The sequence below is a fragment of the Pseudomonas sp. KU26590 genome, from assembly GCF_026153515.1.
Classification (GTDB): domain Bacteria; phylum Pseudomonadota; class Gammaproteobacteria; order Pseudomonadales; family Pseudomonadaceae; genus Aquipseudomonas.
This window is the reverse complement of sequence record NZ_CP110644.1, coordinates 2,993,438-3,015,889: the sequence shown is the minus strand read 5'-3', so window position 1 is coordinate 3,015,889 and position 22,452 is coordinate 2,993,438. Positions and strand designations below refer to the sequence as shown.

20 protein-coding genes are annotated in these 22,452 nt (G+C 63.2%); 13 read left to right on the top strand and 7 right to left on the bottom strand.

Annotation, left to right across the window (positions count from 1 at the left end; all coding sequences use genetic code 11):
- The first annotated feature begins 66 nt into the window (after positions 1-66).
- Positions 67-1,014, top strand: a complete 948-nt coding sequence (locus OKW98_RS13215; RefSeq protein ID WP_265389555.1) for a VTT domain-containing protein — start codon at positions 67-69, stop codon at positions 1,012-1,014.
- Positions 1,015-1,059: 45 nt separating this feature from the next.
- Here OKW98_RS13215 and hemB read toward each other — a convergent pair whose 3' ends face one another.
- On the bottom strand, positions 1,060-2,034 hold the full coding sequence (gene hemB / locus OKW98_RS13210; protein ID WP_108122445.1) for a porphobilinogen synthase: 975 nt from the start codon (positions 2,032-2,034) through the stop codon (positions 1,060-1,062).
- Positions 2,035-2,281: 247 nt separating this feature from the next.
- Between hemB and OKW98_RS13205 the strand changes: the two genes are divergently transcribed.
- A complete protein-coding gene (locus OKW98_RS13205) occupies positions 2,282-3,526 on the top strand; it encodes an MFS transporter (protein WP_265389554.1) in 1,245 nt (414 codons plus the stop codon).
- 9 nt (positions 3,527-3,535) lie between these two features.
- On the opposite strand, the gene OKW98_RS13200 is transcribed toward OKW98_RS13205, so the two are convergent.
- Entirely contained in the window at positions 3,536-4,069 is a 534-nt protein-coding gene (locus tag OKW98_RS13200; RefSeq protein ID WP_265389553.1) for a GNAT family N-acetyltransferase, read from the bottom strand.
- A 179-nt stretch (positions 4,070-4,248) separates the two neighbouring features.
- On the opposite strand from OKW98_RS13200, the gene OKW98_RS13195 reads away from it, so the two are divergent.
- Entirely contained in the window at positions 4,249-5,187 is a 939-nt protein-coding gene (locus tag OKW98_RS13195) for a class I SAM-dependent methyltransferase (RefSeq protein ID WP_265389552.1), read from the top strand.
- 333 nt (positions 5,188-5,520) lie between these two features.
- On the opposite strand, the gene OKW98_RS13190 is transcribed toward OKW98_RS13195, so the two are convergent.
- Both OKW98_RS13190 and OKW98_RS13185 read right to left on the bottom strand, forming a co-directional pair.
- Positions 5,521-7,140, bottom strand: a complete 1,620-nt coding sequence (locus tag OKW98_RS13190) for a methyl-accepting chemotaxis protein (protein ID WP_265389551.1) — start codon at positions 7,138-7,140, stop codon at positions 5,521-5,523.
- Between the two features lie 266 nt (positions 7,141-7,406).
- Complete coding sequence (locus OKW98_RS13185; protein WP_265389550.1) at positions 7,407-8,243, bottom strand: IclR family transcriptional regulator; 837 nt, start codon at positions 8,241-8,243, stop codon at positions 7,407-7,409.
- Between the two features lie 246 nt (positions 8,244-8,489).
- Between OKW98_RS13185 and OKW98_RS13180 the strand changes: the two genes are divergently transcribed.
- The 10 genes from OKW98_RS13180 (at position 8,490) to moaA (ending at position 19,297) form a co-directional block, all read left to right on the top strand.
- Positions 8,490-9,518, top strand: a complete 1,029-nt coding sequence (locus OKW98_RS13180) for an ABC transporter ATP-binding protein (RefSeq protein ID WP_265389549.1) — start codon at positions 8,490-8,492, stop codon at positions 9,516-9,518.
- Positions 9,515-10,378 (top strand): ABC transporter permease, encoded by an 864-nt coding sequence (locus OKW98_RS13175; RefSeq protein ID WP_265389548.1) that lies wholly within the window; start codon positions 9,515-9,517, stop codon positions 10,376-10,378. The genes OKW98_RS13180 and OKW98_RS13175 overlap by 4 nt, the downstream gene beginning before the upstream one ends.
- Positions 10,379-10,381: 3 nt before the next feature.
- The gene (locus tag OKW98_RS13170) at positions 10,382-11,176 is read left to right on the top strand and encodes an ABC transporter permease (protein ID WP_037010374.1); all 795 of its coding nucleotides are present in this window, start codon (positions 10,382-10,384) and stop codon (positions 11,174-11,176) included.
- 79 nt (positions 11,177-11,255) lie between these two features.
- A complete protein-coding gene (locus tag OKW98_RS13165) occupies positions 11,256-11,546 on the top strand; it encodes a (2Fe-2S)-binding protein (protein ID WP_265389547.1) in 291 nt (96 codons plus the stop codon).
- A complete protein-coding gene (locus OKW98_RS13160) occupies positions 11,543-12,919 on the top strand; it encodes an NAD(P)/FAD-dependent oxidoreductase (protein WP_265389546.1) in 1,377 nt (458 codons plus the stop codon). The genes OKW98_RS13165 and OKW98_RS13160 overlap by 4 nt, the downstream gene beginning before the upstream one ends.
- Complete coding sequence (locus OKW98_RS13155) at positions 12,916-14,112, top strand: NAD(P)/FAD-dependent oxidoreductase (protein ID WP_265389545.1); 1,197 nt, start codon at positions 12,916-12,918, stop codon at positions 14,110-14,112. The genes OKW98_RS13160 and OKW98_RS13155 overlap by 4 nt, the downstream gene beginning before the upstream one ends.
- Positions 14,109-15,161: an ABC transporter substrate-binding protein gene (locus OKW98_RS13150; RefSeq protein WP_265389544.1), complete on the top strand. Its 1,053-nt coding sequence runs from the start codon at positions 14,109-14,111 to the stop codon at positions 15,159-15,161. The genes OKW98_RS13155 and OKW98_RS13150 overlap by 4 nt, the downstream gene beginning before the upstream one ends.
- A gap of 566 nt (positions 15,162-15,727) precedes the next feature.
- A complete protein-coding gene (locus tag OKW98_RS13145) occupies positions 15,728-17,077 on the top strand; it encodes a cation:proton antiporter (RefSeq protein ID WP_265389543.1) in 1,350 nt (449 codons plus the stop codon).
- Between the two features lie 318 nt (positions 17,078-17,395).
- Entirely contained in the window at positions 17,396-18,223 is an 828-nt protein-coding gene (locus OKW98_RS13140; protein WP_265389542.1) for a formate/nitrite transporter family protein, read from the top strand.
- 75 nt (positions 18,224-18,298) lie between these two features.
- Entirely contained in the window at positions 18,299-19,297 is a 999-nt protein-coding gene (gene moaA, locus OKW98_RS13135) for a GTP 3',8-cyclase MoaA (RefSeq protein ID WP_265389541.1), read from the top strand.
- An 89-nt stretch (positions 19,298-19,386) separates the two neighbouring features.
- Here the strand turns inward: moaA and OKW98_RS13130 are convergent, their stop codons facing one another.
- The 3 genes from OKW98_RS13130 to tssF form a co-directional block, all read right to left on the bottom strand.
- A complete protein-coding gene (locus tag OKW98_RS13130) occupies positions 19,387-20,208 on the bottom strand; it encodes an alpha/beta fold hydrolase (protein WP_265389540.1) in 822 nt (273 codons plus the stop codon).
- A 305-nt stretch (positions 20,209-20,513) separates the two neighbouring features.
- On the bottom strand, positions 20,514-20,687 hold the full coding sequence (locus OKW98_RS13125) for a hypothetical protein (RefSeq protein WP_265389539.1): 174 nt from the start codon (positions 20,685-20,687) through the stop codon (positions 20,514-20,516).
- Entirely contained in the window at positions 20,684-22,450 is a 1,767-nt protein-coding gene (gene tssF, locus OKW98_RS13120; RefSeq protein WP_265389538.1) for a type VI secretion system baseplate subunit TssF, read from the bottom strand. The genes OKW98_RS13125 and tssF overlap by 4 nt, the downstream gene beginning before the upstream one ends.
- Positions 22,451-22,452 lie beyond the last annotated feature (2 nt).

The following is a 22,452-nucleotide window of genomic DNA, read 5'->3' as shown; positions in this document are numbered from 1 at the left end:
GGACTGTTCGGCGACGGTACGGGCACCTCTTTTTTTTCTTCCTGAACCTCCCGAACAGGCACCGCCATGAACGAACTGCAGCAGCTGAATGAAAGCCACGGGCTGTTGCTGGTATTCGTCAACGTGCTGCTGGAGCAGATCGGCTTACCGGTGCCGGCGTACCCGACGCTGATCGTCACCGGAGCGCTGGCCATGCAGAGCAAGCCGCTGCTGGGCGCCGGGGTGCTGGTGGCGATGGTCGCCTGCCTGATCGCCGATGGGCTGTGGTACTGGGCCGGCAAGCGTTATGGCGGCGTGCTGCTCAAAACCATCTGCAAAATTTCCCTTTCGCAAGACACCTGCATCCGTCAGGGGCTCACCGTTTATGAACGAGTGGGGCCCAGGGCGATGCTGCTGTCGAAGTTCCTGCCTGGCGCGGGTGCGCTGGTCACCACCGTGGCCGGCATGAACGCCACGCCGATCTGGGTGTTCGTGCGTTACTCCCTGGCGGGTTCGTTTATCTGGGCGGGCTCGGCGTTGCTGTTGGGCATGCTGTTCAGTGATGCGCTGATCCCCATGCTTGACTGGCTGAGCGGCTATATACCGATCGCCATCGTCAGCGTGCTGGCGGTGTTAACGCTGTTCATTGGCTGGAAGTACGCCAAGCGGCGTCGGCTCAATGCGCGCACGGCACGGGTGCCGCGCATCACCGTTGCCGAACTGTTGGCCCTGCGTGACACCGACGATGCGCCAGTGATCATTGACGTGCGGCCGAGTTTTCATGCGGCCGTCGTCGAAGGCATTCCGGGGGCGGTGTCGATCAGTCTTGAGGAGCCGATTGCGCCGTGGATCGAGCGCCTGGGCGATGTGGACATGGTGTTCTATTGCGCCTGCCCGAATGAGCTGTCGGCGGCATTGCTGGCGGAAAAGCTCCACGCCCACGGCCTGACCCGGGGCAAAGCACTCATCGGTGGGCTGGATGCCTGGCAGGCGGCTCATGTGCAGCCTGAAGTGCCGGACAGAACGGCAGCGTGACGCCGGGAGCACGCGGCCCCCAGCGTCATCTTCTGCGCATGGAAATCAGATCCCGCTCAGGGCCAGGTCCATCGCAAAGTAAGTGAAGATCAGATCAGCACCCGCGCGTTTGATCGCGCCGAGGGTTTCGCGCACGACGCGGTGTTCATCGATCGCGCCGGCCTGGGCGCCGAACTTGATCATGGCGTACTCGCCGCTGACCTGATACGCCGCCAGTGGCAGGTTCGAGGCTTCGCGGATGTCGCGGATGATGTCCAGGTAAGCGCCGGCCGGCTTGACCATCAGCGCATCGGCGCCTTCAGCTTCGTCCAGCAGCGATTCGCGCAGGGCTTCGCGGCGGTTCATCGGGTTCATCTGGTAGCTTTTGCGGTCGCCCTTGAGGGCCGAACCGCCGGCTTCGCGGAACGGGCCGTACAGCGCCGAGGCGAACTTGGTTGAGTACGCCATAATCGGCGTCTGGGTGAAACCGGCGGCGTCGAGGGCGGCGCGAATCGCCTTCACTTGGCCGTCCATCGCCGCCGAAGGGGCAATCACGTCAGCGCCGGCACGCGCTGCCATCACCGCCTGCTTGCCGAGGTTTTCAATAGTTGCGTCGTTGTCGACGCGGCCGCCGTGCATCACGCCGCAGTGGCCGTGGTCGGTGTACTCGCAGAAGCAGGTGTCGGACATCACGATCATTTCCGGCACGGCGGATTTGATGGTGCGCGAGATCCGCGAGACCAGGCCGTTTTCCTGCCAAGTGTCGCTGCCGGTGGCGTCCAGATGATGGGAAACGCCAAAGGTCATGACCGACTTGATGCCGGCGCGGGCATAGCGCTCGACTTCCTGGGCCAGTTTGGACTCGGGAATGCGCTGCACGCCGGGCATGCTGTTGATCGGCACGAAGTCGTCGATTTCTTCTTCGACGAAGATCGGCAGCACCAGATCGTTCAGGGTGAATTCGCTCTCCTGAAACAGCGAGCGGAAGTGTTCGTTGCTGCGCAGACGGCGTGGACGGGCAGCGGGAAACAGACTGGACATGGCGGTTCCTGAGCTAAGTATATCCGGAAGATCGCCGGAGCCAACACGTCCGGCGATATCAATGGCGCGAAGCTTATGCCTGCGCCGGTCTCGATTCAAACGCCGTAACAAGAAAGTCCGTTACTTCAGCCGCAACAGTCTGCAAAGCGAAGGTGAAGAACCAGCGTGAAGAACCATTGCCAAAGCGCCGGGTCATTTAGCAATGCCGCAACCGTTTCGCTTGCGCATCGCCACAGTGAGGCCGACCTTGAGCAAACCATCCGATCAGCGCAACAACCGTTCCCTGGACGGCCTGAACTTCTTTCTGGCGGACGTGCGCGATGGCCTCGGGCCCTATCTGGCGATCTATTTACTGGCCGTTCATAAGTGGGATCCGGCGAGTATCGGGCTGGTCATGACCCTCGCCGGCATCGCCGCGCTGGTCACGCAAACGCCTGCGGGTGCGCTGATTGACCGCACCCGCAGCAAACGCCTGGTGGTCATCGTGGCAGCATTACTGGTGACCGCCGGGTGTCTGGTGCTGCCGTTCATTCACTCGTTCACCTGGGTGGCGATCACCCAGAGCATCAGCGCCATTGCCGGCTCCGTGTTCGCCCCCGCCATCGCGGCCATCTCCCTGGGCATCACCGGGCCGAAGGCGTTTACCCGCCGGACCGGGCGCAACGAAACCTGGAACCACGCCGGTAACGCCTGCGCAGCCCTGCTGGCGGGCATCTTTTCATGGATATTCGGGCCGATTGCGGTGTTTTACCTGATGGCGTTCATGGCGCTGGCGAGCATTGTCGCGGTGGCATTTGTCGATGCCTCGGCGATTGACCACGATGTCGCGCGCGGCTTCGACCCCAGCCATGACCAAGGCGATGACCAACCCAGCGGCTGGGCGGTATTGCTGCACAACCGACCGTTGCTGGTGTTCGCCATCTGCTGCGGGCTGTTTCACCTGGCCAATGCGGCGATGCTGCCGCTGGTGAGTCAGAAGCTCTCGCAGATCGACGTCAACCTCGCCACGCCGCTGACTTCCGCCTGCATCGTCGCCGCACAACTGGTGATGGTCCCGGTGGCCTGGCTGGTGGGCGCCAAAGCCGACGTGTGGGGGCGCAAACCCTTATTGCTGGCGGGCTTCATTTTTCTGCCGCTGCGGGGCGTGCTGTATGTCATGTCCGACAACCCTTACTGGCTGGTCGGTGTGCAATTGCTCGACGGCATCGGCGCCGGGGCGTTCGGCGCGCTGCTGCCGCTGGTGGTCAAGGACCTGACGCGCGGCACAGGGCGGTTCAATGTCAGCCTGGGGGCGATCTCGACAGTGTTCGGCCTGGGCGCGGCGCTGAGCAACGGTCTGGCCGGGCTTGTCGTGCGCGAGGCGGGCTACAGCGCAGCGTTCTTGACGTTGGCGGCGATTGCGGCGGTGGCGTTTGTGCTGCTGTGGCTGGCGGTGCCTGAAACCGGCGAAGCCGTGGCCCATGATCAACCCGAGGGCGCGCCCGCTACCTGATCGGCCGGGTCAACGGTCGGGGGTGGTGCTCGCGCCCTCCCCCAGTCCGCGCTGCATGATCACCGTGTCCAGCCAGCGACCGTGCTTGAAGCCGACGGACTCGAACACGCCGACATGGCGAAAGCCCAGTCGCGCGTGCAGCCGGATGGAGGTGGTGTTTTCGCTGTTGCCAATGATCGCCACCATCTGCCGCCGGCCGGATGCCGTGCAGTGCTGAATGACCGCTGCCAGCAGCGCGTGGCCAATGCCGAACCCGGCCATGCCCTCGCGCACGTAAACCGAGTCTTCCACGGTGAAGCGATAGGCCGGGCGCGGCCGGTACAAAGTGGCGTAACCGTAGCCAACCACTTCACCGTCGCGCTCGGCGACCAGATAAGGCAAGCCGTTGGCACAGATGTCGGCGCGGCGCTGCAGCATTTGCTCCACGGTCGGGGGCTCCAGCTCGAAACTGGCGGTGCCGTGGATCACATGATGGGCATAGATCGCCTGCACGGCGGGCATATCGGACTCGCGAGCATCGCGCAGGATCAATTCGTCGGCCATGGCATTTCCTTTTCCAGATCAGAACGCGGAGGAGCAAAGCTTGCCCGTGAAGCGGTGGGCCTGTCCAACCCGGTTGTGGCGTATACCGAGGCTTCGCGGCGGATGCAGGGGCGACGAGTGCTGGCGCCGCGATTGGTCTAGAATGCCGCCCCTTCCCACTGCCGACCTGCCGCCCACCGATGAATGCCGACGCCCTCGACCTGCTCGACTCCCACCTTCAGACCGCCCTTGCCGACGCCCCGGCAGAGACCCGCCGCCTGTTTCACGGCCGTGGCCGACGCTGGCTGGGCCTGGAACAGCTGACCGTCGACTGGATGCAGGGCGTGGTACTGGTGTCGCTGTTCAAGGAACCTGCCGCCGATGAGCTGGAATCGCTGAAGCAGCGGTTGTTCACCCTCATCGAGTCACCGGTGTGGCAGCAATCCCGTGCCCATACGCTGTTGTTGCAGCACCGCTATCTGCCGGACAGCCATACCGAGGCGCTGCTGGGCGAGATGCCGGAGGAATGGACCCTGACCGAGGGCGGCCTGCGCTATCGGTTGGATTTCGGCAAAAAACAGAACACCGGGCTGTTCCTCGACATGCGCTACGGTCGCGACTGGGTGCGGGCCCATGCGGCGGGCAAGCGGGTGCTGAACTTGTTTGCTTACACTTGCGGGTTCTCAGTGGCGGCAATCGAGGGTGGCGCGGATTTTGTGGTCAATCTGGACATGTCCCGGGCGGCGTTGAGTCGCGGTCGTGACAACCACCGTCTCAATGGCCATGACCTGAGCAAGGTCACTTTTCTGGGCCACGAGCTGTTCAAATCGTGGGGCAAGGTGAAAAGCACCGGCCCGTATGACTTGGTGATCATCGACCCGCCGTCGTTTCAGAAAGGCAGTTTTTTGCTGACCAAGGATTATCAGCGGGTGCTGCGCCAGTTGCCGGACCTGTTGACCCCGCAGGGCACGGTGCTGGCCTGCATGAACGACCCGCTGCTGGGCGCGGACTTCCTCATCGAAGGCGTGACCCGCGAAGCGCCGGGGTTGCGGTTTGAACAGCGCCTCGAAAACCCGCCGGAATTTGCCGATGCCGAGGCAGAAGGCGGGCTCAAGGCGCTGGTGTTTCGCCAAGGATGATCGCGCTGCAGGCGTTGTTTTCGTGGGATCGGATTTAGCCGGGAATGGGCCCGTTTGTGCGCCATCAGTCTCGCGGTGTCACACCCGACGCCTTCCCGGCTAAAGCCGGTCCCACCTAGGAAGGCACAACGCGCCCCCCTGCAGGAGCCGGCTTGCTGGCGAAGGCGTTGTGTCAGTCGACACATTCAGAAACGACCCACCGCGTTCGCCAGCAATCAATTTTGCGGTGTGACTGCCGACGCCTTCCCGGCTAAAGCCGGTCCCACTATTGGATCGCGTTCGATTAGTGGGACCGGCTTTAGCCGGGAAGAGGCCGGCATGAACATACGAGTTCTACGCACTCAACCGCGAAATCACGTCATTCAAGCCCGCCGACAACACACTCAGATCCTGACTCGCGGTCTGGGTGCGCTGGACGTTGTCCTGGTTGGTGGTGGCGATGGCGGTGATTTCCGTCAGGTTGCGGGAGATGTCTTCTGCCACGGACGTCTGCTCTTCGGCAGCCGTAGCGATCTGACGGTTCATGTCGCGGATGGCTTCGACGGCCGTGGTAATGCGTTCCAGCGAGGAACCCGCCAGCGCCACCTGATCGACGCTTTCCTGGCTCCTGGCCTGGCCGCTTTCAATCGCCAGCGCAGCATCCACGGCGCCGGTCTGCACCGAATTGATGATCTGGTTGATTTCCGCCGTCGAGGCCGCCGTGCGCTGGGCCAGCGTGCGCACTTCATCGGCGACCACCGCAAAGCCACGCCCGGCATCGCCGGCACGGGCCGCTTCGATGGCCGCGTTCAGCGCCAGCAGGTTGGTCTGCTCGGCGATGCCGCGAATCACTTCCAGCACCTTGCCGATCCGCCCGCTGTCGGTTTCCAGACGGCGAATGACGTCAGCGGTGTTGCTGATCTCGGTGCGCATCTGGGTGATAGCGGTGATGGTCGCGCCCATCACCTTGCTGCCTTCCTGGGAACTGCGATCCGCTTCATCAGCGGCCTGGGCTGCCTGAGCCGCATGGCGCGCGACTTCCTGGGCGGTGGCGGACATTTCGGTCATCGCCGTCGCCACCTGGTCGGTGCGCTCGAACTGCTCGTGAGTGCCCTGGGCCATCAGCGCGGCAATCGCCTTCAGCTCGCCGCCGGCACTGTCCAGGTCGGTGGTGCTGCGCTTGAGGCGGGTGAAGGTGTCAGCGAGAAAATCCCGCAGGGTATTGGCGGCAACCGCCAGACGCCCCAGCTCATCCTGACGGGTGATGCTGACGCGGTCGCTAAACTTGCCCTGACTCAGTTGCGCGACGTATTCGATCAACATGCGGATCGGGCCGACGATGTTGCGGTTGACCACCCACAGGGTGAGCACGCCGACTAGCAACGCCGACGCGAGCATGACCAGCGTGCCGATGAGGATGGTCCGGTCGGCGGTGCTGCTGAGGATTTTCGACTGCTGGTCGCTCTGTTTGCGCAGGCCAACCACCAGGCCGGTCATTTGCTCGCTGGCGGCACGGTCGACGCCTTTGACAGCCATGTCACCGGCCACCGGATCACCGCCAGCGGCGATGTAAGCGTCACGGCCTTTGCGGTACGCGACACCGAGGGTGCGGTGCTCGTTGCGCAGCGAATCGACCTGGGTTTTGGTGGTCGGATCCAGCCCTTCCATTGCACTCAAGCTGCCGAGGGTGTCCTGCACCTGACGTTCCTGGTCTTCGAACTGCCCCCAGAATTTATCGCGATCCGCCGGCAGCTTGCCGCGCAACAGCACGTTTTTCCACTCCTGCACCTGGACCTTGAATTGCAGGTTGGCCTGATCAACCAGTTGCGAGGCGTGCAAGGGTCCTTCAAGCAGGCCGCGATAGGCGTGTACGTTGATGGACAGGAACTGGAAACACGCAAGGGCAATCAGCACGACCAGCACAAGGCTGCCGCTGAGCAGCGCGAGAATCTGCAATCTCAGGGATTTCGACATACGAGGATCTCAAAAGGGGGGACAACCTGCTCCGAGGATCACCCGGAGTTTTTTGCGGCTTGCCACATCCCTGTGCCATCGCGTCGGAACGGTCTGAAAACGAGGCGCCTACACAGAGTGATTCGACCCCGCGCAGGGGATCTTGAAGGTCGGCCCGGCAGATCCGACGAACGGCTGAGAAGCGCGAACTACAAGGCCTGCAGCCCAATCAAACGGTTGTCAAAACGTGCTGAACGTCATTCAGATGAATGTGCAGGAGGCGGCAATCATTCCCGCTGGCCGAACACCTGGGAGGGACGACGCAACACCGGATCGAACGGGTTGATCTTCTGGCTGATCGCCGTCGCTTCACGCTTGAGCATGTCCACCACCGTGGGCATGCGGTCTGCACTGAGGCGGTCGCTGATGGTGGCCACGCTCAACGCCGCCACCGCCCGGCCATCACGGTCGAGAATCGGCACGGCAAGGCCGGCCATGCCCTCCAGCACGCCGGTATTGCGCGCGGCATAGCCGGTACGCCGTACCGTGTCGATTTCCGAGCGCAGCATCACTTCGTCGTAGAGGTGGAAATCCCGCAGGCGCGGCAGGTTGTAACGTATCACCGTCTCGCGCTCTTCTTCCGGCAGGAACGCCAGAATGGCCAGACTGCCCTGCCCCACGCCCAGCGCCACGCGGCCGCCGATATCGCCGGTGAAGGTGCGGATCGGGTACGGCCCTTCGCTGCGGTCCAGGCACACCGCATCGAAACCACTGCGGGCGAGCAGAAACAGCGAGTCCCCCAACGAGGCCGACAACCTCAGCAAGCTCGGCCGCACCACGTCGCGCAGGTTGCCGGACTGCCCGGCGCGCGCCGCCAGGGCAAAGAATTCCAGGCTCAGTCGATAGCGTTTGCTGCGCACATCCTGCTCGACCATGCCCTCATCCATCAGGCTGCGCAGCAAACGGTGGGTGGTCGGCTGCGACAGGCCGACCTGCTGCGCCAGTTGCGTGACCCGCTCGCTGCCGTCCGGACAATTGCCCAGCGCCCGCAGCACTGCAAACAGGCGAGAGACTGCGCCAACGCCCGTTTCTTTCTCGTCGGTCTTCCGCTCAGTGGAATCCATTTAGCATCAGCCCCCGTTTCTTTTCGCTGAATGAATGAATCTGAAAAAACTACTCACTCAATGAAATTGCTCGTTGAGCGCATCCTAGTCTTGGGCCTAGGATCAGTCCACAGGGCGATTTGAATAACAGCGGCAGCCGACATTGATCGAGCGCCAGCGTCCACGGCCACACGCAACACTTCTTTTCGCATCTGCCCATAAAAAACGCACGCCTTCGGTGTGCACGAAAAAAGGTGGAACGCAGCCATGGCTTTTCTTCAACTCCAGGCACTGTGCAAACGCTACGGCCCCATTGATGCCGTGGTGGCCACTGACCTTTCGGTGGAGCAAGGCGAATTCGTTTCCCTACTCGGCCCCTCCGGCTGCGGCAAAACCACCACCCTGCAAATGATCGCCGGCTTCGTTGATGTCAGCGCCGGCCGCATCCTGCTGGACGGCCGCGACATCACCCACGCCAAGCCGGCCAGTCGCGGCCTCGGTGTGGTGTTCCAGTCCTACGCGCTGTTCCCGCACATGACCGTGCGCGACAACGTCGCCTTCGGCCTGAAGATGCGCAAAGTCTCCGCCCATGACATCGAGCGCCGCGTCTCCCGGGTGCTGGAACTGGTGCGCCTCACGCCCCATGCCGAGCGTTATCCGCGCGAGCTGTCCGGCGGCCAGCGTCAGCGCGTGGCCCTGGCCCGGGCGCTGGTGATCGAGCCGCCGGTATTGCTGCTGGACGAGCCGCTGTCCAACCTCGACGCCAACTTGCGCGAAGAGATGCAGTTTGAAATCCGCCGCATCCAGCGCGAAGTCGGCATCACCACCCTGATGGTCACCCACGACCAGGCCGAAGCGCTGTCCATCAGCGACCGCGTCGTGGTCATGCAGGCCGGGCGCATCACCCAGATCGACGAGCCCTACAACCTTTACGAACACCCCCGTACCCGTTTCATCTCCGGCTTCGTCGGCAAGGCCAACCTGCTGCGCGGCGATCGCGATGCCAGCGGCGCGGCCCAGGTGCGCCATGAGCCCGGCGACGGCGAGCTGGTGCTGAGCCTGCGCCCGGAGAAAATTGACTTGGTGCCTGCGGGGAGCGGGCGTCTGCAAGGGCGCGTGGTGATGCGCTACTTCCTCGGCAGCCAGTGGCTGTATCGCATCGAAACGCCCATCGGCGAAATCACCGTGGTGCGCCGCAACGATGGCGACGCGCCGATGAACGAAGGCTTCGCGGTGGGGCTGGACTGGCCGTCGGATCTGCTGCGGGTATTGAGCGTCGACGAGGTGCCGGCATGAGTGTGCTGCGCGACACCGGGCGCGGGTATCTGCTGTCGGCCCCGGCCCTGGCGCTGTTTTTCGGCCTGCTGGTGCTGCCATTGCTGCTGACGCTGGTGCTGTCGTTCAACGTGTTCGACTACGAGGTCGGGGTCAAGGGCAGTGAATGGACCCTGGCGCAGTACGCCAACCTGCTCACCGATTCGTACTTCTACGAGATATTCCTGCGCACCTTCTGGATCAGCGCACTGGTGACCCTGCTGTGCGTGGTGATCGGCGTCCCCGAAGCCTACATCCTCAGCCGCATGGGCACCCCGTGGCGCTCGATTTTCCTGATCCTGATCCTGACGCCGCTGCTGATTTCGGTGGTGGTGCGAGCGTTTGGCTGGAGCCTGTTGCTCGGCGCCGACGGTTTGATCAATCAAGCCATCCAGGCCCTCGGCGGTCGCCCGATCAAGATGCTCTACACGCCGTTCGCGGTGATTCTGGCGCTGGTCCACGTGATGCTGCCGTTCATGATCATCCCGGTGTGGACCTCGCTGCAGAAACTCGACGCCTCCGCCGAACAGGCCGCGCTGTCCCTCGGTGCCACACAGGCACAGGTGATGAGGATGGTGGTGCTTCCCCAGGTAATGCCCGGCGTGCTGTCGGGGACCTTGATCGTCTTCGGCCTGTCCGCCAGCTCGTTTGCCATCCCCGGACTGCTCGGCGGGAGGCGGCTGAAAATGGTCGCCACCGTCGTCTACGACCAATACCTCTCGGAACTCAACTGGCCCATGGGCGCGGCGATTGCCGTGGCGCTGCTGCTGATCAACCTGTTGGTCATGCTGTCGTGGAACCGGCTGGTCGAAGGCCGCTATAAAAAATCCCTGGGGGAATGAGCGATGTCCAAGAACGGTCCTCTGGCCCTGTCGTTTCATGCCCTGGTGGTGGTGTTCATGCTGGCGCCGCTGGTGGTGGTGTGCCTGGTGGCCTTCACCCCGGAAAACACCCTCAGCCTGCCGTGGCACGGGTTTTCCCTGCGCTGGTTCAGGGCGGTGTTCGAGCGCGCGGATTTCATTCAGTCCTTCTACAACAGCCTGATTCTGGCGGTGGTCGCGGCCACCCTGGCGACGTTGATCGCGGTGCCGGCGGCGTTGGCGATCACCCGCTACCGGTTTCCTGGCCGGGATTTTCTCAACGGCCTGTTTCTGTCGCCGATCATCATTCCCCATCTGGTGCTGGGGGTGGCGATGCTGCGCCTGTTCGCGCTGATGGGCGTGAACGGCAGTTTCGTCTGGCTGATGTTCGCCCACGTGGTGGTGATCACGCCGTACGTGCTGCGGCTGGTGATCGCTGCCTCCATCGGCATGGACCGCAGCGCCGAGCAAGCGGCCGAATCCCTCGGTGCCAGCCGCTTCACGCTGTTTCGCCTGATCACTCTGCCGATGATCCTGCCCGGCGTCGCCGGTGGCTGGCTGCTGGCATTCATCAACAGCTTCGATGAAGTGACGCTGTCGATTTTCGTCACCTCGCCCTCGACCCAGACGCTGCCGGTGCGCATGTACGTGTACGCCACCGAATCCATTGACCCGATGATGGCGGCGGTCTCGGCGCTGGTCATTGCCCTGACGGCGGCGACCATGATCATCCTTGACCGGGTATACGGCCTGGACCGTGTGCTGGTGGGGAGGCATTGATGACTGCTCAGTTCACCGATCAGATCTCCGATCAGTTCACCCATCTGTCCAATGAAGAGTGCCTGAAGGAGCGCGCGCCATGGCGTTGCTGAAACGACTGGCCGAACACGACCGCGCCGTAATCGCCTTCACCCTCGATGGCCAGCCGGTCAGCGGTTTGCAGGGCGATACGTTGCTGACGGCGGTGCTGACCGCAGAGGACTCGTTGCGCGGCAGCGACTTCAGCGGCGAACCCCGCGCGGGTTTCTGCCTGATGGGCGCATGCCAGGACTGCTGGGTGAAACTGGGCGACGGCCGCCGGGTCCGGGCCTGCTCGACGCTGCTCGAAGCTGATGTGTGCGTGAGTCGCGAACCGGGGCGCAGCTTATGAATGCGCCGACCCTTCAAGCCATGAACACCGTCATCGTCGGCGCTGGGCCGGCCGGGATTCGCGCCGCGCAGACGCTGCTCGCCCACGGCCTGCGCCCTTGTCTGCTGGATGAAAGCCTGCGCGGCGGCGGTCAGGTCTATCGTCGCCAGCCGGAGAATTTCAAGCGCTCGGCCAAGGCGCTGTACGGTTTCGAAGCGGGCAAAGCCGAGTCGGTTCACGCCACGCTTGATCAGTTGCAGCGCGAGATCGACTACCGCCCCGAGACGCTGGTGTGGAACGCCGAAGAACGCACTCTCGACACCCTGCGCAACGGCCGCGCGACGCAGGTGCCGTTCAAGCATCTGATCGTGGCCACCGGCGCCACCGACCGCATCTTGCCGGTGCCGGGCTGGACGTTGCCCGGCGTTTACAGCCTCGGCGCGGCGCAGGTCGCGCTGAAGTTTCAGGGCTGCGCCATCGGTGAGCGCGTGGTCTTCGCCGGCAGCGGGCCGCTGTTGTATCTGGTGGCCTATCAATACGCCAAAGCCGGCGCGACGGTAGCGGCGGTGCTCGACAGCTCGCCCTTTTCCGCCCAGACCCGCGCCCTGCCCGCGCTGCTCGGGCAACCGTCGACGCTGGCCAAAGGGCTTTATTACCGCGCCTGGCTGACCGCCCACGGTGTCCCGGTGCACCAAGGCGTTCATCTGCAGGACATTCAGGGCGAGCGACGGGTCAGCGGGGTCAGTTGGCAGCGGGGCAATCAACGCAAAGAGCTCGCCTGTGACGCCGTCGCGTTCGCCCATGCCTTGCGCAGCGAAACCCAATTGGCCGATCTGCTCGGCTGCGAGTTCGGCTGGAGCGCGCTGAATCGCGCCTGGCTGCCTACGCGCGACGCCGCCGGACGCAGCAGCGTCGAAGGCGTTTATCTGGCCGGTGATGGCGCCGGGATCATGGGCGCCGACGCCGCGGAAATGGCCGGCGAATTGGCGGCCCTGACCTTGCTCGGCGACATCGGCTACCGCATCGACCGGGCTCGGAGCATCGAATTGCAGCGGCAACTGGAAGCCATCCAGCGCTTTCGCCGGGGATTGGAAACCGCGTTCCCGTTTCCCGAGGACTGGGCGGCCAAGGCGCCGGACAGCCTTACGGTGTGCCGCTGCGAGGAAGTAACCGCCGGCGACATCCGTCAAACCGTGGCCGAGGGTCACTGGGAGATCAACCGGGTCAAGGCCATGTGCCGGGTCGGCATGGGCCGCTGCCAGGGGCGCATGTGCGGGCTGGCCGCGACGGAAATCGTCGCTCACGCCTCGGGGCGCGACATCGCCAGCGTCGGTCGTTTGCGCGGGCAGGCGCCAATCAAGCCGCTGCCGTTTGGCGTGGAGGCAGAACAATGAGCCAGCCCATTGAAGTGGATGCGGTGATTATTGGCGGCGGGATTGTCGGTGCGTCGGCGGCGCTGTTTCTGGCCCTGAGCGGCAAACGGGTGGCGTTGCTGGAGCGGGACTTCTTCGGTTCGCATTCGAGTGGAGTGAACTACGGCGGCGTGCGGCGTCAGGGCCGTCCGCTGTCGCAACTGCCGCTGTCCCGACGCGCCCATGAAATCTGGGGTGACCTGCGCGCGTTCATCGGCACTGACGGCGAATACGTGCGCTCGGGCCATCTCAAGCTGGCCCGCAGCGACAAGGACATGGCCGCGCTGGTCGCCTATGAAGAGGCGTCGCGCGGGTTCGGGATGGCGCTGCAGTTGCTCGATCACACCCAGTTGCGCGAGCGCTTCCCTTGGGCGGGCGACGTGGCGGTGGGCGCTTCGCTGTGCGCTGAGGACGGCCATGCCAACCCGCGCCTCGTCTCCCCGGCCTTTGCCGTTGCCGCACGCCGGGCCGGTGCGCAGACGTTCGAGCAGGCCTACGTCAGTGAAGTCGCCCATGACGGGCAGTCTTTTCTAATCCACACCGCCAGCCGCCTGAACTTTCGCGCGCCGTGGCTGCTCAATTGCGCCGGCGCCTGGGCGGCTCAACTGGCCAATCAGTTCGGCGAACCGGTGCCGATGCGCGCGGGCCACCCGGCGATGCTGGTGACCGAGCCTCTGCCGATGTTCATGGACGTCAGCACCGGCGTCGAAGGCGGCGGAATCTATGCCCGTCAGGTGGCGCGGGGCAATTGCGTGCTGGGCGGCGGCCAGGGTTTCCCGCTGGACCCGGCCACCGCGCGCCCCGGTCAGGCGGCGATTCTGGAGATCCTGCGCAACGCCGTTGAACTGTACCCGCCGCTGGCCGGTGCCCAGGCCATTCGCACCTGGAGCGGCACCGAAGGTTACTTGCCCGACCGCGAGCCCGTCCTGGGCGCCAGTTCGACGCAACCCGGTTTGCTGCACGGCTTCGGCTTTGCCGGATCGGGCTTTCAGATTGGCCCGGCGGCGGGCGAGGCGCTGGCGCAGATGGTCTGTGCCGGGGCGCCGAACATCGACCTGGGTCCGTTCTCGATCACCCGCTTTCAATCGCAACCGCACACTTCATCGCCCGCCATCGTCGTGCCGTCCGGCACTGATAACGTCATTCCATTGCTCAGAGGAAGGTCGAACCCATGACTCATATGAAACGTGTTGCCCTGACTGGCTTGTCTTGCCTGCCGCTTGCCGTGTTTGTTGCTTCGATGCCCGTACAGGCCGAACCGACGCTGTACCTGGGCATGAACGGAGGCACCATGGAGCGCTTGTACGCCGACAACGTGCTGCCAGCGTTCGAGAAGGCCAACAACGTCAAGGTGGTGATCGTGCCGGGCACCTCCTCGGACATCCTCGCCAAGGTTCAGGCCAGCAAGGACAACCCGCAGATGCACGTGATGTTCCTCGACGACGGCATCATGTACCGGGCCATCTCCATGGGCCTGTGCGGCAAGTTGAATCCGAGCGCGAGCCTGGCGGACATTCCGGCCAAGGGCAAGATCAAGGAAGAAGCGGTGGCCGTGAGCCTTGGTGTCACCGGGCTTGCCTACAACACCAAGATGTTCAAGGACAATGGCTGGAGTGCGCCGACCTCCTGGGCCGACATGGCGGACCCGCGCTATAAGGAGAAGCTGGTGTTCCAGTCGCTGGCCTCTTCGACCTTCGGGCTGCACGGTTTTCTGATGTTCAACCGGCTGCAGGGTGGCAACGAAACCAACGTCGAGCCGGGTTTCAAGGCGTGGCCGAAGACGGTGGGGCCGAACGTGCTGGAGTACATCGCCAGCTCGGCGAAGATCTCGGAGATGGTGCAGACCGGCGAAGCGGCGCTGTTCCCGCTGACGCCCACCCAGGTGACCGCGCTCAAGCTCAAGGGCGTGCCAGTGGAATACGCGCCGCCGAAGGAAGGCGGTGTGGTGTTGAACGTGGCCGAATGCACCATTGCCAACAACGACCAGCCGGAACTGGCGCAGAAGCTCGCGGCCTTCCTGCTGACCCCCGAAGCCCAGGCGCCGGCCCTGGAGATGGGCGACCAGATCCCGTCCAACCCGAAAACCCCGACCACCGACAAGACCCGTGGCCAGGTGGACGCCATGAACAAATACCTGGAAACCGCCGTGACCATTGATTGGGATCAGGTCAACCAGGTCCGTCCGGAATGGAATGCGCGGTGGAGCCGCACGATCGAGCGGTAGAACAGGCGGTGTGCGTTTGATTTCAGTGGGACCGGCCGCGCGTATAAATGTGGGACCGGCTTTAGCCGGGAAGGCGTCGGATGCCACACCGCAGATGGATGGCGTATACACGACCCATCGCTGACGCCGGACAGTGTAGGAGCGCGCTTGCCCGCGAAGGCAGTATTCCAGACGCTAGAGATGTAGCGGATGTACCGGCCTCTTCGCGGGCAAGCGCGCTCCTGCAAGTGTCCGCGTATCTCCAGCGGGATTGGCGTTAGCCAGGTGCCGGTCCCACCAAGCGCCGTGTACCTTCATATGATCGTCCCCACGCTCCGCGTGTGGATGCCGCCCGGGACGCTCCGCGCCCATCGTTCTGACGCAGAGCGTCAGGAGATGCATTCCCACGCGGAGCGTGGGAACGATCAAACCGCGTATCCCCCACGCCCAAAGGTATTCCCGGCTGAAGCCGGTCCCACAAAGTGCTGTGCTGCGCCGGTCGCGAATCCATCCCACATTTGTTTCAACTATCCCCACCTTGCACAGTCACACAGTCATTCCCGCCCATTGACTGATGATGTATCCGCATGAGTTTCATTCTTTGCATGACCGTCTTCGGTGTCCTGCTGATGCTGCTGGCACTGACTTCTTCTTACCTGCGCTGGCTGCCGGTCACGACGTCGGCGGTGTGTCTGGCGTTTGGCGCCGCGATCGGGCCGTGGGGCCTGGACCTCGCGCAGCTCGACATTCGCGACGCCCGCCACTGGCTCGAACGCCTGACCGAAATTGCCGTGTTGTTTTCCCTGTTCAACACCGGCATCAAGCTGCGCCTGCCGCTGCACCGGGGCGCCTGGTATTCGGCGTACTTGCTGGCCGGGCCGGTGATGCTGGCGACCATTGCCGGGGTCAGCCTGGTCGCCCACTACCTGTTCGGCCTGTCATGGCCCATCGCGTTACTGCTGGGTGCCATGCTTTCGCCCACCGACCCGGTGCTGGCCGGTCTGGTGCAGGTCAACAGCGCCCAGGACCTGGACCGCGTGCGCTTCGGTCTGTCCGGTGAGGCCGGGCTCAACGACGGCACCGCGTTCCCCTTCGTGATTTTCGCCCTGATGTTCATCACCCACGGTTTTTCGGATTTCGACTGGACCCAAGGCTGGCTGCTGAAGAATATCGTCTGGGGCGTACCCGTCGGCCTGATGCTCGGTTACGGCCTGGGTCGTGGCGTCGGGCATCTAATGATCTACCTGCGCATCAAGAATGCCGACAGCACGCAATCGCCCAACGATTTCCTGGCCCTGGCGCTGATCGCCATTGCTTACGTTGGCGCTGAAACGCTGGGGGCTTATGGTTTTCTTGCCGTGTTTGCCGCCGGCATCGGCCTGCGTCACGCCGAATCCAACGCCACCCAATCGGAGGTCCCGTCGGAACACGTGGCCATCCCCGTGCTGGGGCACACCCACAGTGATCCGGCGTCGGCGATCATGGGCGACCGCGAGGCGCTGTCCGACAGCCAGCTCGCTGCGGGCGTGATGATGGGCGACATGATGGTCTTCGGCAGCTTGGTGGAGCGCGCGATGGAGGTACTGTTGATCACCCTCCTCGGCGCGGCCCTCGCCAGTTACTGGGATTGGCGCGCCGTCGGCCTGGGCCTGGCGTTGTTCTGTGTGATACGGCCGTTGAGCGTCTGGCTGCTGATCAGTGGCCGCCTGCTGACCCGACCGCAAAAAGCGCTGGTCGGCTGGTTCGGCATTCGTGGCATCGGCACGCTGTATTACCTCTGCTACGCGCTGACCCATGGCCTCCCCGCTGAGGCCGTCGATACCACCATCAGCCTGACCTTGTCGGTGGTGGCGCTGAGCATTTTGCTGCATGGCATCAGCATTCAGCCGTTGCTGGAGCGCTACGAGCGCAGCATCGCCCGCGACAGCAAAGACTAGCGCCGTGGTCTCGGACGCTTGCGTCCCTGGCGGCGGGTACCTGACAAATGATTCGTGATAGACAGCGTCGATGACCCTATCGGAACAAGCGATTGGACGCTCAGGAGCCCGATCGGTAGCGTGCTCACTAATTGATCAGGTCTTTTGAGCGTTCTCTGCAATGCGGTTTAACGTCGCAGCAGCGTGCCCATCAGAGATCGGCGCCGTGTCGCTGACACTTCCGCGCACCAAGCCTGGATGCTTGAACCCCTCCTTCGTTTTCGCGCCACTGGCTGGTTCAGCCGGGGCGCGGTCCATTGCTTGCGAGCTTGAAAGCCTATGTCCATTAATACACCCCAGCAGATCGCCGAGATCACCATCGAAGCCGGCGTCAAGAAGTCCCATCTGCCGACCCCGGCCATCCTGGTGCTGGGCTTTCTGGCCGGGGCGTTCATCGCCCTGGGCTTTTTGCTGGACATCCACGTCAGCACGATGATCCCGCCGCAGTGGGCCTCACTGGGTAACCTGCTGGGCGCGGCGGTGTTTCCGCTGGGTCTGATTCTGGTGATCCTCGCCGGCGGCGAGCTGCTAACTGGCAACATGATGAGCCTGCCGACTGCAATGTTCGCCGGTCGGGTGCCGCTGTCAGCGGTGGCGCGCAACTGGGCGTTGGTCACGTTCGCGAACCTGCTTGGCGCGCTGTTCGTCGCCTACTTCTTCGGCCATGTACTGGGCCTGACCGAAGGCGCGTACCTGGCCAAGACCCTGGCCATCGCCAAGGCCAAGGTCAGCGCTGATTTCGGCCAGGCGTTCATTTCCGGTATTGGTTGCAACTGGCTGGTGTGCCTGGCGGTCTGGTTGTCATACGCCAGCAAAGACGTGACCGGGAAGGTCGTTGCCATGTGGTTCCCGATCATGGCCTTCGTCGCCATCGGCTTCCAGCACGTGGTCGCCAACATGTTCGTGATCCCGGCGGCGATTTTCGCAGATGCCCTGAGCTGGACCGAATTCGTTGAAAACTTCGTCGCGGTGTTCCTGGGCAACGCCGTGGGGGGTGCAATTTTCGTCGGGCTCGCGTATTACGTGTCCTATTCGAAAGCCATTCAGGCTTCGGCAACCGGCGTTACTGGTGCGGCCATCGAGCAGCAGACCGGAAGCCAGATTTAACGCTGCAGCCGCGCGCCTCATTTCCCGGGGCGCGCACCCTGTTTCTGCCACGCGTCACGTTGTCGAGAGTAATCAATGTCAGATCGAGTCCTGATGGACAGCTATTCACGCAAGGTCGATTACGTCCGCATGTCGGTGACGGATCGCTGCGATTTTCGCTGCGTGTATTGCATGGCCGAGGACATGACGTTCCTGCCGCGTCAGCAGATTCTCTCCCTCGAAGAAATTCATCAACTGGCCGAGCGCTTCGTCGCGCTGGGGACCAAGAAGATTCGTCTGACCGGCGGTGAACCACTGGTGCGCTCCGGCATCGTCGGGCTGGTTCGCAGCATCGCCGCCCTGCCCGGCCTGCGCGAACTGTGCATGACCACCAACGGCTCGCAGCTCGACAAACTCGCCGTGCCGCTGTTCGAAGCCGGCCTCAAGCGCCTCAACATCAGCCTCGACAGCCTCGACCCCGCGCGCTTCAAGGAACTGACCCGTACCGGTGATCTGAGCAAGGTCATTGCCGGGATCGACGCCGCCAACGCAGCCGGTTTCGAGCGCACAAAGCTCAACTGCGTGGTGATGCAGGGCCGCAACGACCACGAGATCAATGATCTGGTGGCCTTTGCCATTGATCGTGGCGTCGATATCACCTTTATCGAAGAGATGCCGCTGGGGACGATCAGCGAGCACAGCCGCGCCGAGTCGTTCTACTCCAGCGAGCAGGTGCGCGAACGCATCGCCGAGCGCTACACCCTGGTGCATTCGACCGAAACAACATCGGGGCCTTCGCGCTACTGGCGATTGGCTGAGGCGCCGCACATCCGCATCGGTTTCATCTCGCCCCACAGCCACAACTTCTGCGCGACCTGCAACCGGGTTCGCGTCACGGTGGAAGGTCGTTTGCTGTTGTGCCTGGGTAACGAGCATTCGGCGGATCTGAAGGCCGTGCTTCGGGCCAATCCGGGTCAGCCGGAGAAGCTGGAGAAAGCCATCGTCAACGCCATGCAATTGAAGCCGTGGAAGCACAACTTCGAGCTGAATGATGACGTGCAGGTGGTGCGCTTCATGAACATGACCGGCGGCTGAATATGCCCTTGGTGCTGGGCTGTCAGCGCATGATGAAAAGCCTGGCAGCCTCCAGCCCTGAGACCGCCAGTCCTTGCTGAACAGGCTGATCAGCCCTTGATGAAGCCCAGCAGGATCGCGTTGATCTCTTCCGCTTGAACCGTGCACATGCCATGGGCGCCGCCCTTGACCACGTGCAGCGTCGAGCCTTTCACCAACTCGTGACTCTTGTAGCCGGACGCGACGATCGGGACGATCTGGTCGTCATCGCCGTGCAGGATCAGGGTCGGCACGTCGATCTTTTTCAGGTCTTCGGTGAAGTCGGTTTCCGAGAACGCCTTGATGCAATCGAACTCACCTTTGACGCTGCCGAGCATGCCAATGGACCAGAACGTGTCGATGGCGCCCTGGGAGGTTTTCACGCCGTCGCGGTTGAAGCCGAAGAACGGCACGGCCAGGTCCTTGAAGAATTGCGGGCGGTCGGCGGTGAAGCCGGCGCGGATGCCATCGAACACGTCGATAGGCAGGCCTTCGGGGTTGGCGTCGGTTTTGAGCATGAGCGGTGGCACGGCGCCGATGAGGACGGCTTTGGCGACGCGGGCGGTGCCGTGGCGGCCAATGTAGCGGGCGACTTCGCCACCGCCGGTGGAGTGGCCGATCATGATGGCGTCTTTAAGGTCGAGGGCTTCGAACAGTTGGGCGAGGTCGTCGGCGTAGGTGTCCATGTCGTTGCCGTCCCAAGTCTGGCCGGAACGCCCGTGGCCACGGCGGTCGTGGGCGATCACGCGGTAGCCGTGCTGGCCGAGGAAGAGCATTTGCGCATCCCATGCGTCGCCGTCGAGGGGCCAGCCATGGGAGAAGACGATCGGTTGGCCGGTGCCCCAGTCTTTGTAGAAGAAGTCGGTACCGTCTTTGAGGGTCAGGGTGGTCATGGGATGCGGGCCTCGGGATAGGGTGCGGGGGGAAGGTTGAGCGTAGACGTTCGCAGCCCGGCTGGATTGGAGATATGTGCTTGTTTCGAGGATAGATCAGGATCAAGAGCGTTTGCCTAACGGCAAACCGTTTCGCCTTCGGCGTGTTACTTGGAAAAGTCGAAAGTCGCACCATCCCCAAGTAACCAAGGGTGCTTGCTCCTGGCTTGGTTCCTCCTACGTCGCAATACCCTCACTCCGACGACGCTCCGTGGGCCCGCGCCCAAGTCGCGATTGGCGGTGACTGGGCTGTTTAGGTACGAAGATCAAAAGCAGATCAGACACAGATCAACGGCGCTCTTGGTAGGACCGGCTTTAGCCGGGAAGGCGTCACCCGTGGGACCGGCTTTAGCCGGGAAGCCTTTGATCTGCTTCTGATCTTCGTACACAAAAAAACCGGACACCGCAAAACGCGACGTGGGTGCAGGCTGAACGCTCATCCAGGCACTCGCTGGCTGTGATTTTCACTCCACCGCAAATGTTTATCCTGCGGTTGCAGGATTAGCGTCAGTTGGTTGAACAGGTGAATGTCGGCGTACTGTGCAAAGAAACGGCTGAGCAGTTCACCAAACAGGCAGATGTCCCCTTCCCCGGCAAAATTGCCCGCCTCCAGCGTGACTTCGATGTCCACACCCCGCAGCAGAAAACCGCCCTCAAAGCGTTGGGTCAGGTGATGGCGAACCTGGATGATCGACTGCAACCGGCGCCGGTTCCGCTCGTTGTCGGTCCAGTCGTAAAGCGCCAGCGTATTGCGCAAGACCTCGGCACTGTCCAGCAGCGGCAGAAAGCTCGAGCCCAGGTGACTGAGCACACGCCAATGAAAGCGGTCTTGATCGGGCGCGTAACAGGGCATTGTCGGCGCGCACAGGTTGCGCACCGTCAATGTCCGCCGACTCGACTTCGCAGGTTGGTCAAGCACCGTCTCCGCCAACGCCATCCGCGGCAACTGACCGTTGCTGCCCGTCAACTGCAGCGTCAGGCGGTGTGCCGGGTTCGAGCGGTCCTGCTCGAAACCGTCTCCCCCGAGAACCAGCCATGTGTCGTGGGACCCATCCGGCGCGCGTTTGAGCCGGGTATGGAAATAGCGCTCCGGAGCGTCGTCACGCAGCATTCCGCCCCTGTGGTGAAAATGGGTGAAGGGCACATACTCATGCCGCGCAGCACGCTTGCCCGCGATAACGCTGTCCACGGAATAGATTTCCGTGTCGGCATCCTCCACCTGCACCGGCCGCACCCGGTAATCGGTCTGTAAGGGGTCGAGGGCCAGAGGATCCGCCTCCAGGGCAAACAGGTTAATGACCGGCACGGCGTGAAGACGGACGTGCTCTGCACTGAGCGCAAACCCGCGGGGCCAGGGTTGATCGAGGACCACCTCGAGCTCGAACGCCTTGGTGTTGGCCTCGAACTTCACCTGCTCCAGCCCATGGAGCGTGACGAACATGAATTTCTCGGGAAAGCTGAAGTACTCCAGCAATAGCGGGCAGCCGCTGATACGCTCATCGCCCTGAGGCCAGAGACGGTCGTTAGGACCAAAGCCCCTGGGACCGAAACCTCCCTTGATCTGCTCGCGTTCAGCGTCGCCCTTGCGCACATAGACCTTGCGGGCATTGAGTGTCAGCGCCTGATGCAGCGCGCTGGCGACGGGGGCGCTGGCGTTCAGGTAAAACGGCAGTTGGCGCAGGTCCATCGTGTCCCATTGCATTAGCTTGCCCCGGGAGAAACGCAGCCTGATCACCGAGCGGCCATCGGCCTCCTGTCCAACCTCCACGGCATCGAGGGACAGCGCACGCAGCGTCAGGTCCTGAGTGGTGGTGTAACGGCAGCGAGTCCCCTGTGGGCCGACCGGTCGCGAGCGCACCTCGAAGCCTTTGGGGAGGGTCTCGCAGGTCTTCATCTCATGGATGTCAGGCGAGAACTCAACGATCGACAGCGACGGAATCATGCGCAGATACTGCGGCCGTACCAGCCCGACCAAACCTTCGGTCAACTCCGGCAGGTCGTCGTCGAGCTTTTCCCGCAGTCGCCCCATCAGAAACGCAAAGCCCTGGAACAGCTGCTCGACCGCGGGGTCCTGCGCCCCGGGTCTGTCCAGATTCAACGCGGCGGCGCGGTCGGGAAATGCGGCGGCGTATTCTTTAGCCGCTTCGCGCAAGTAGCGCATCTCGGCGTCGAAGTACGCCAGCGTCGGGTTGTCCTTGCTCATGG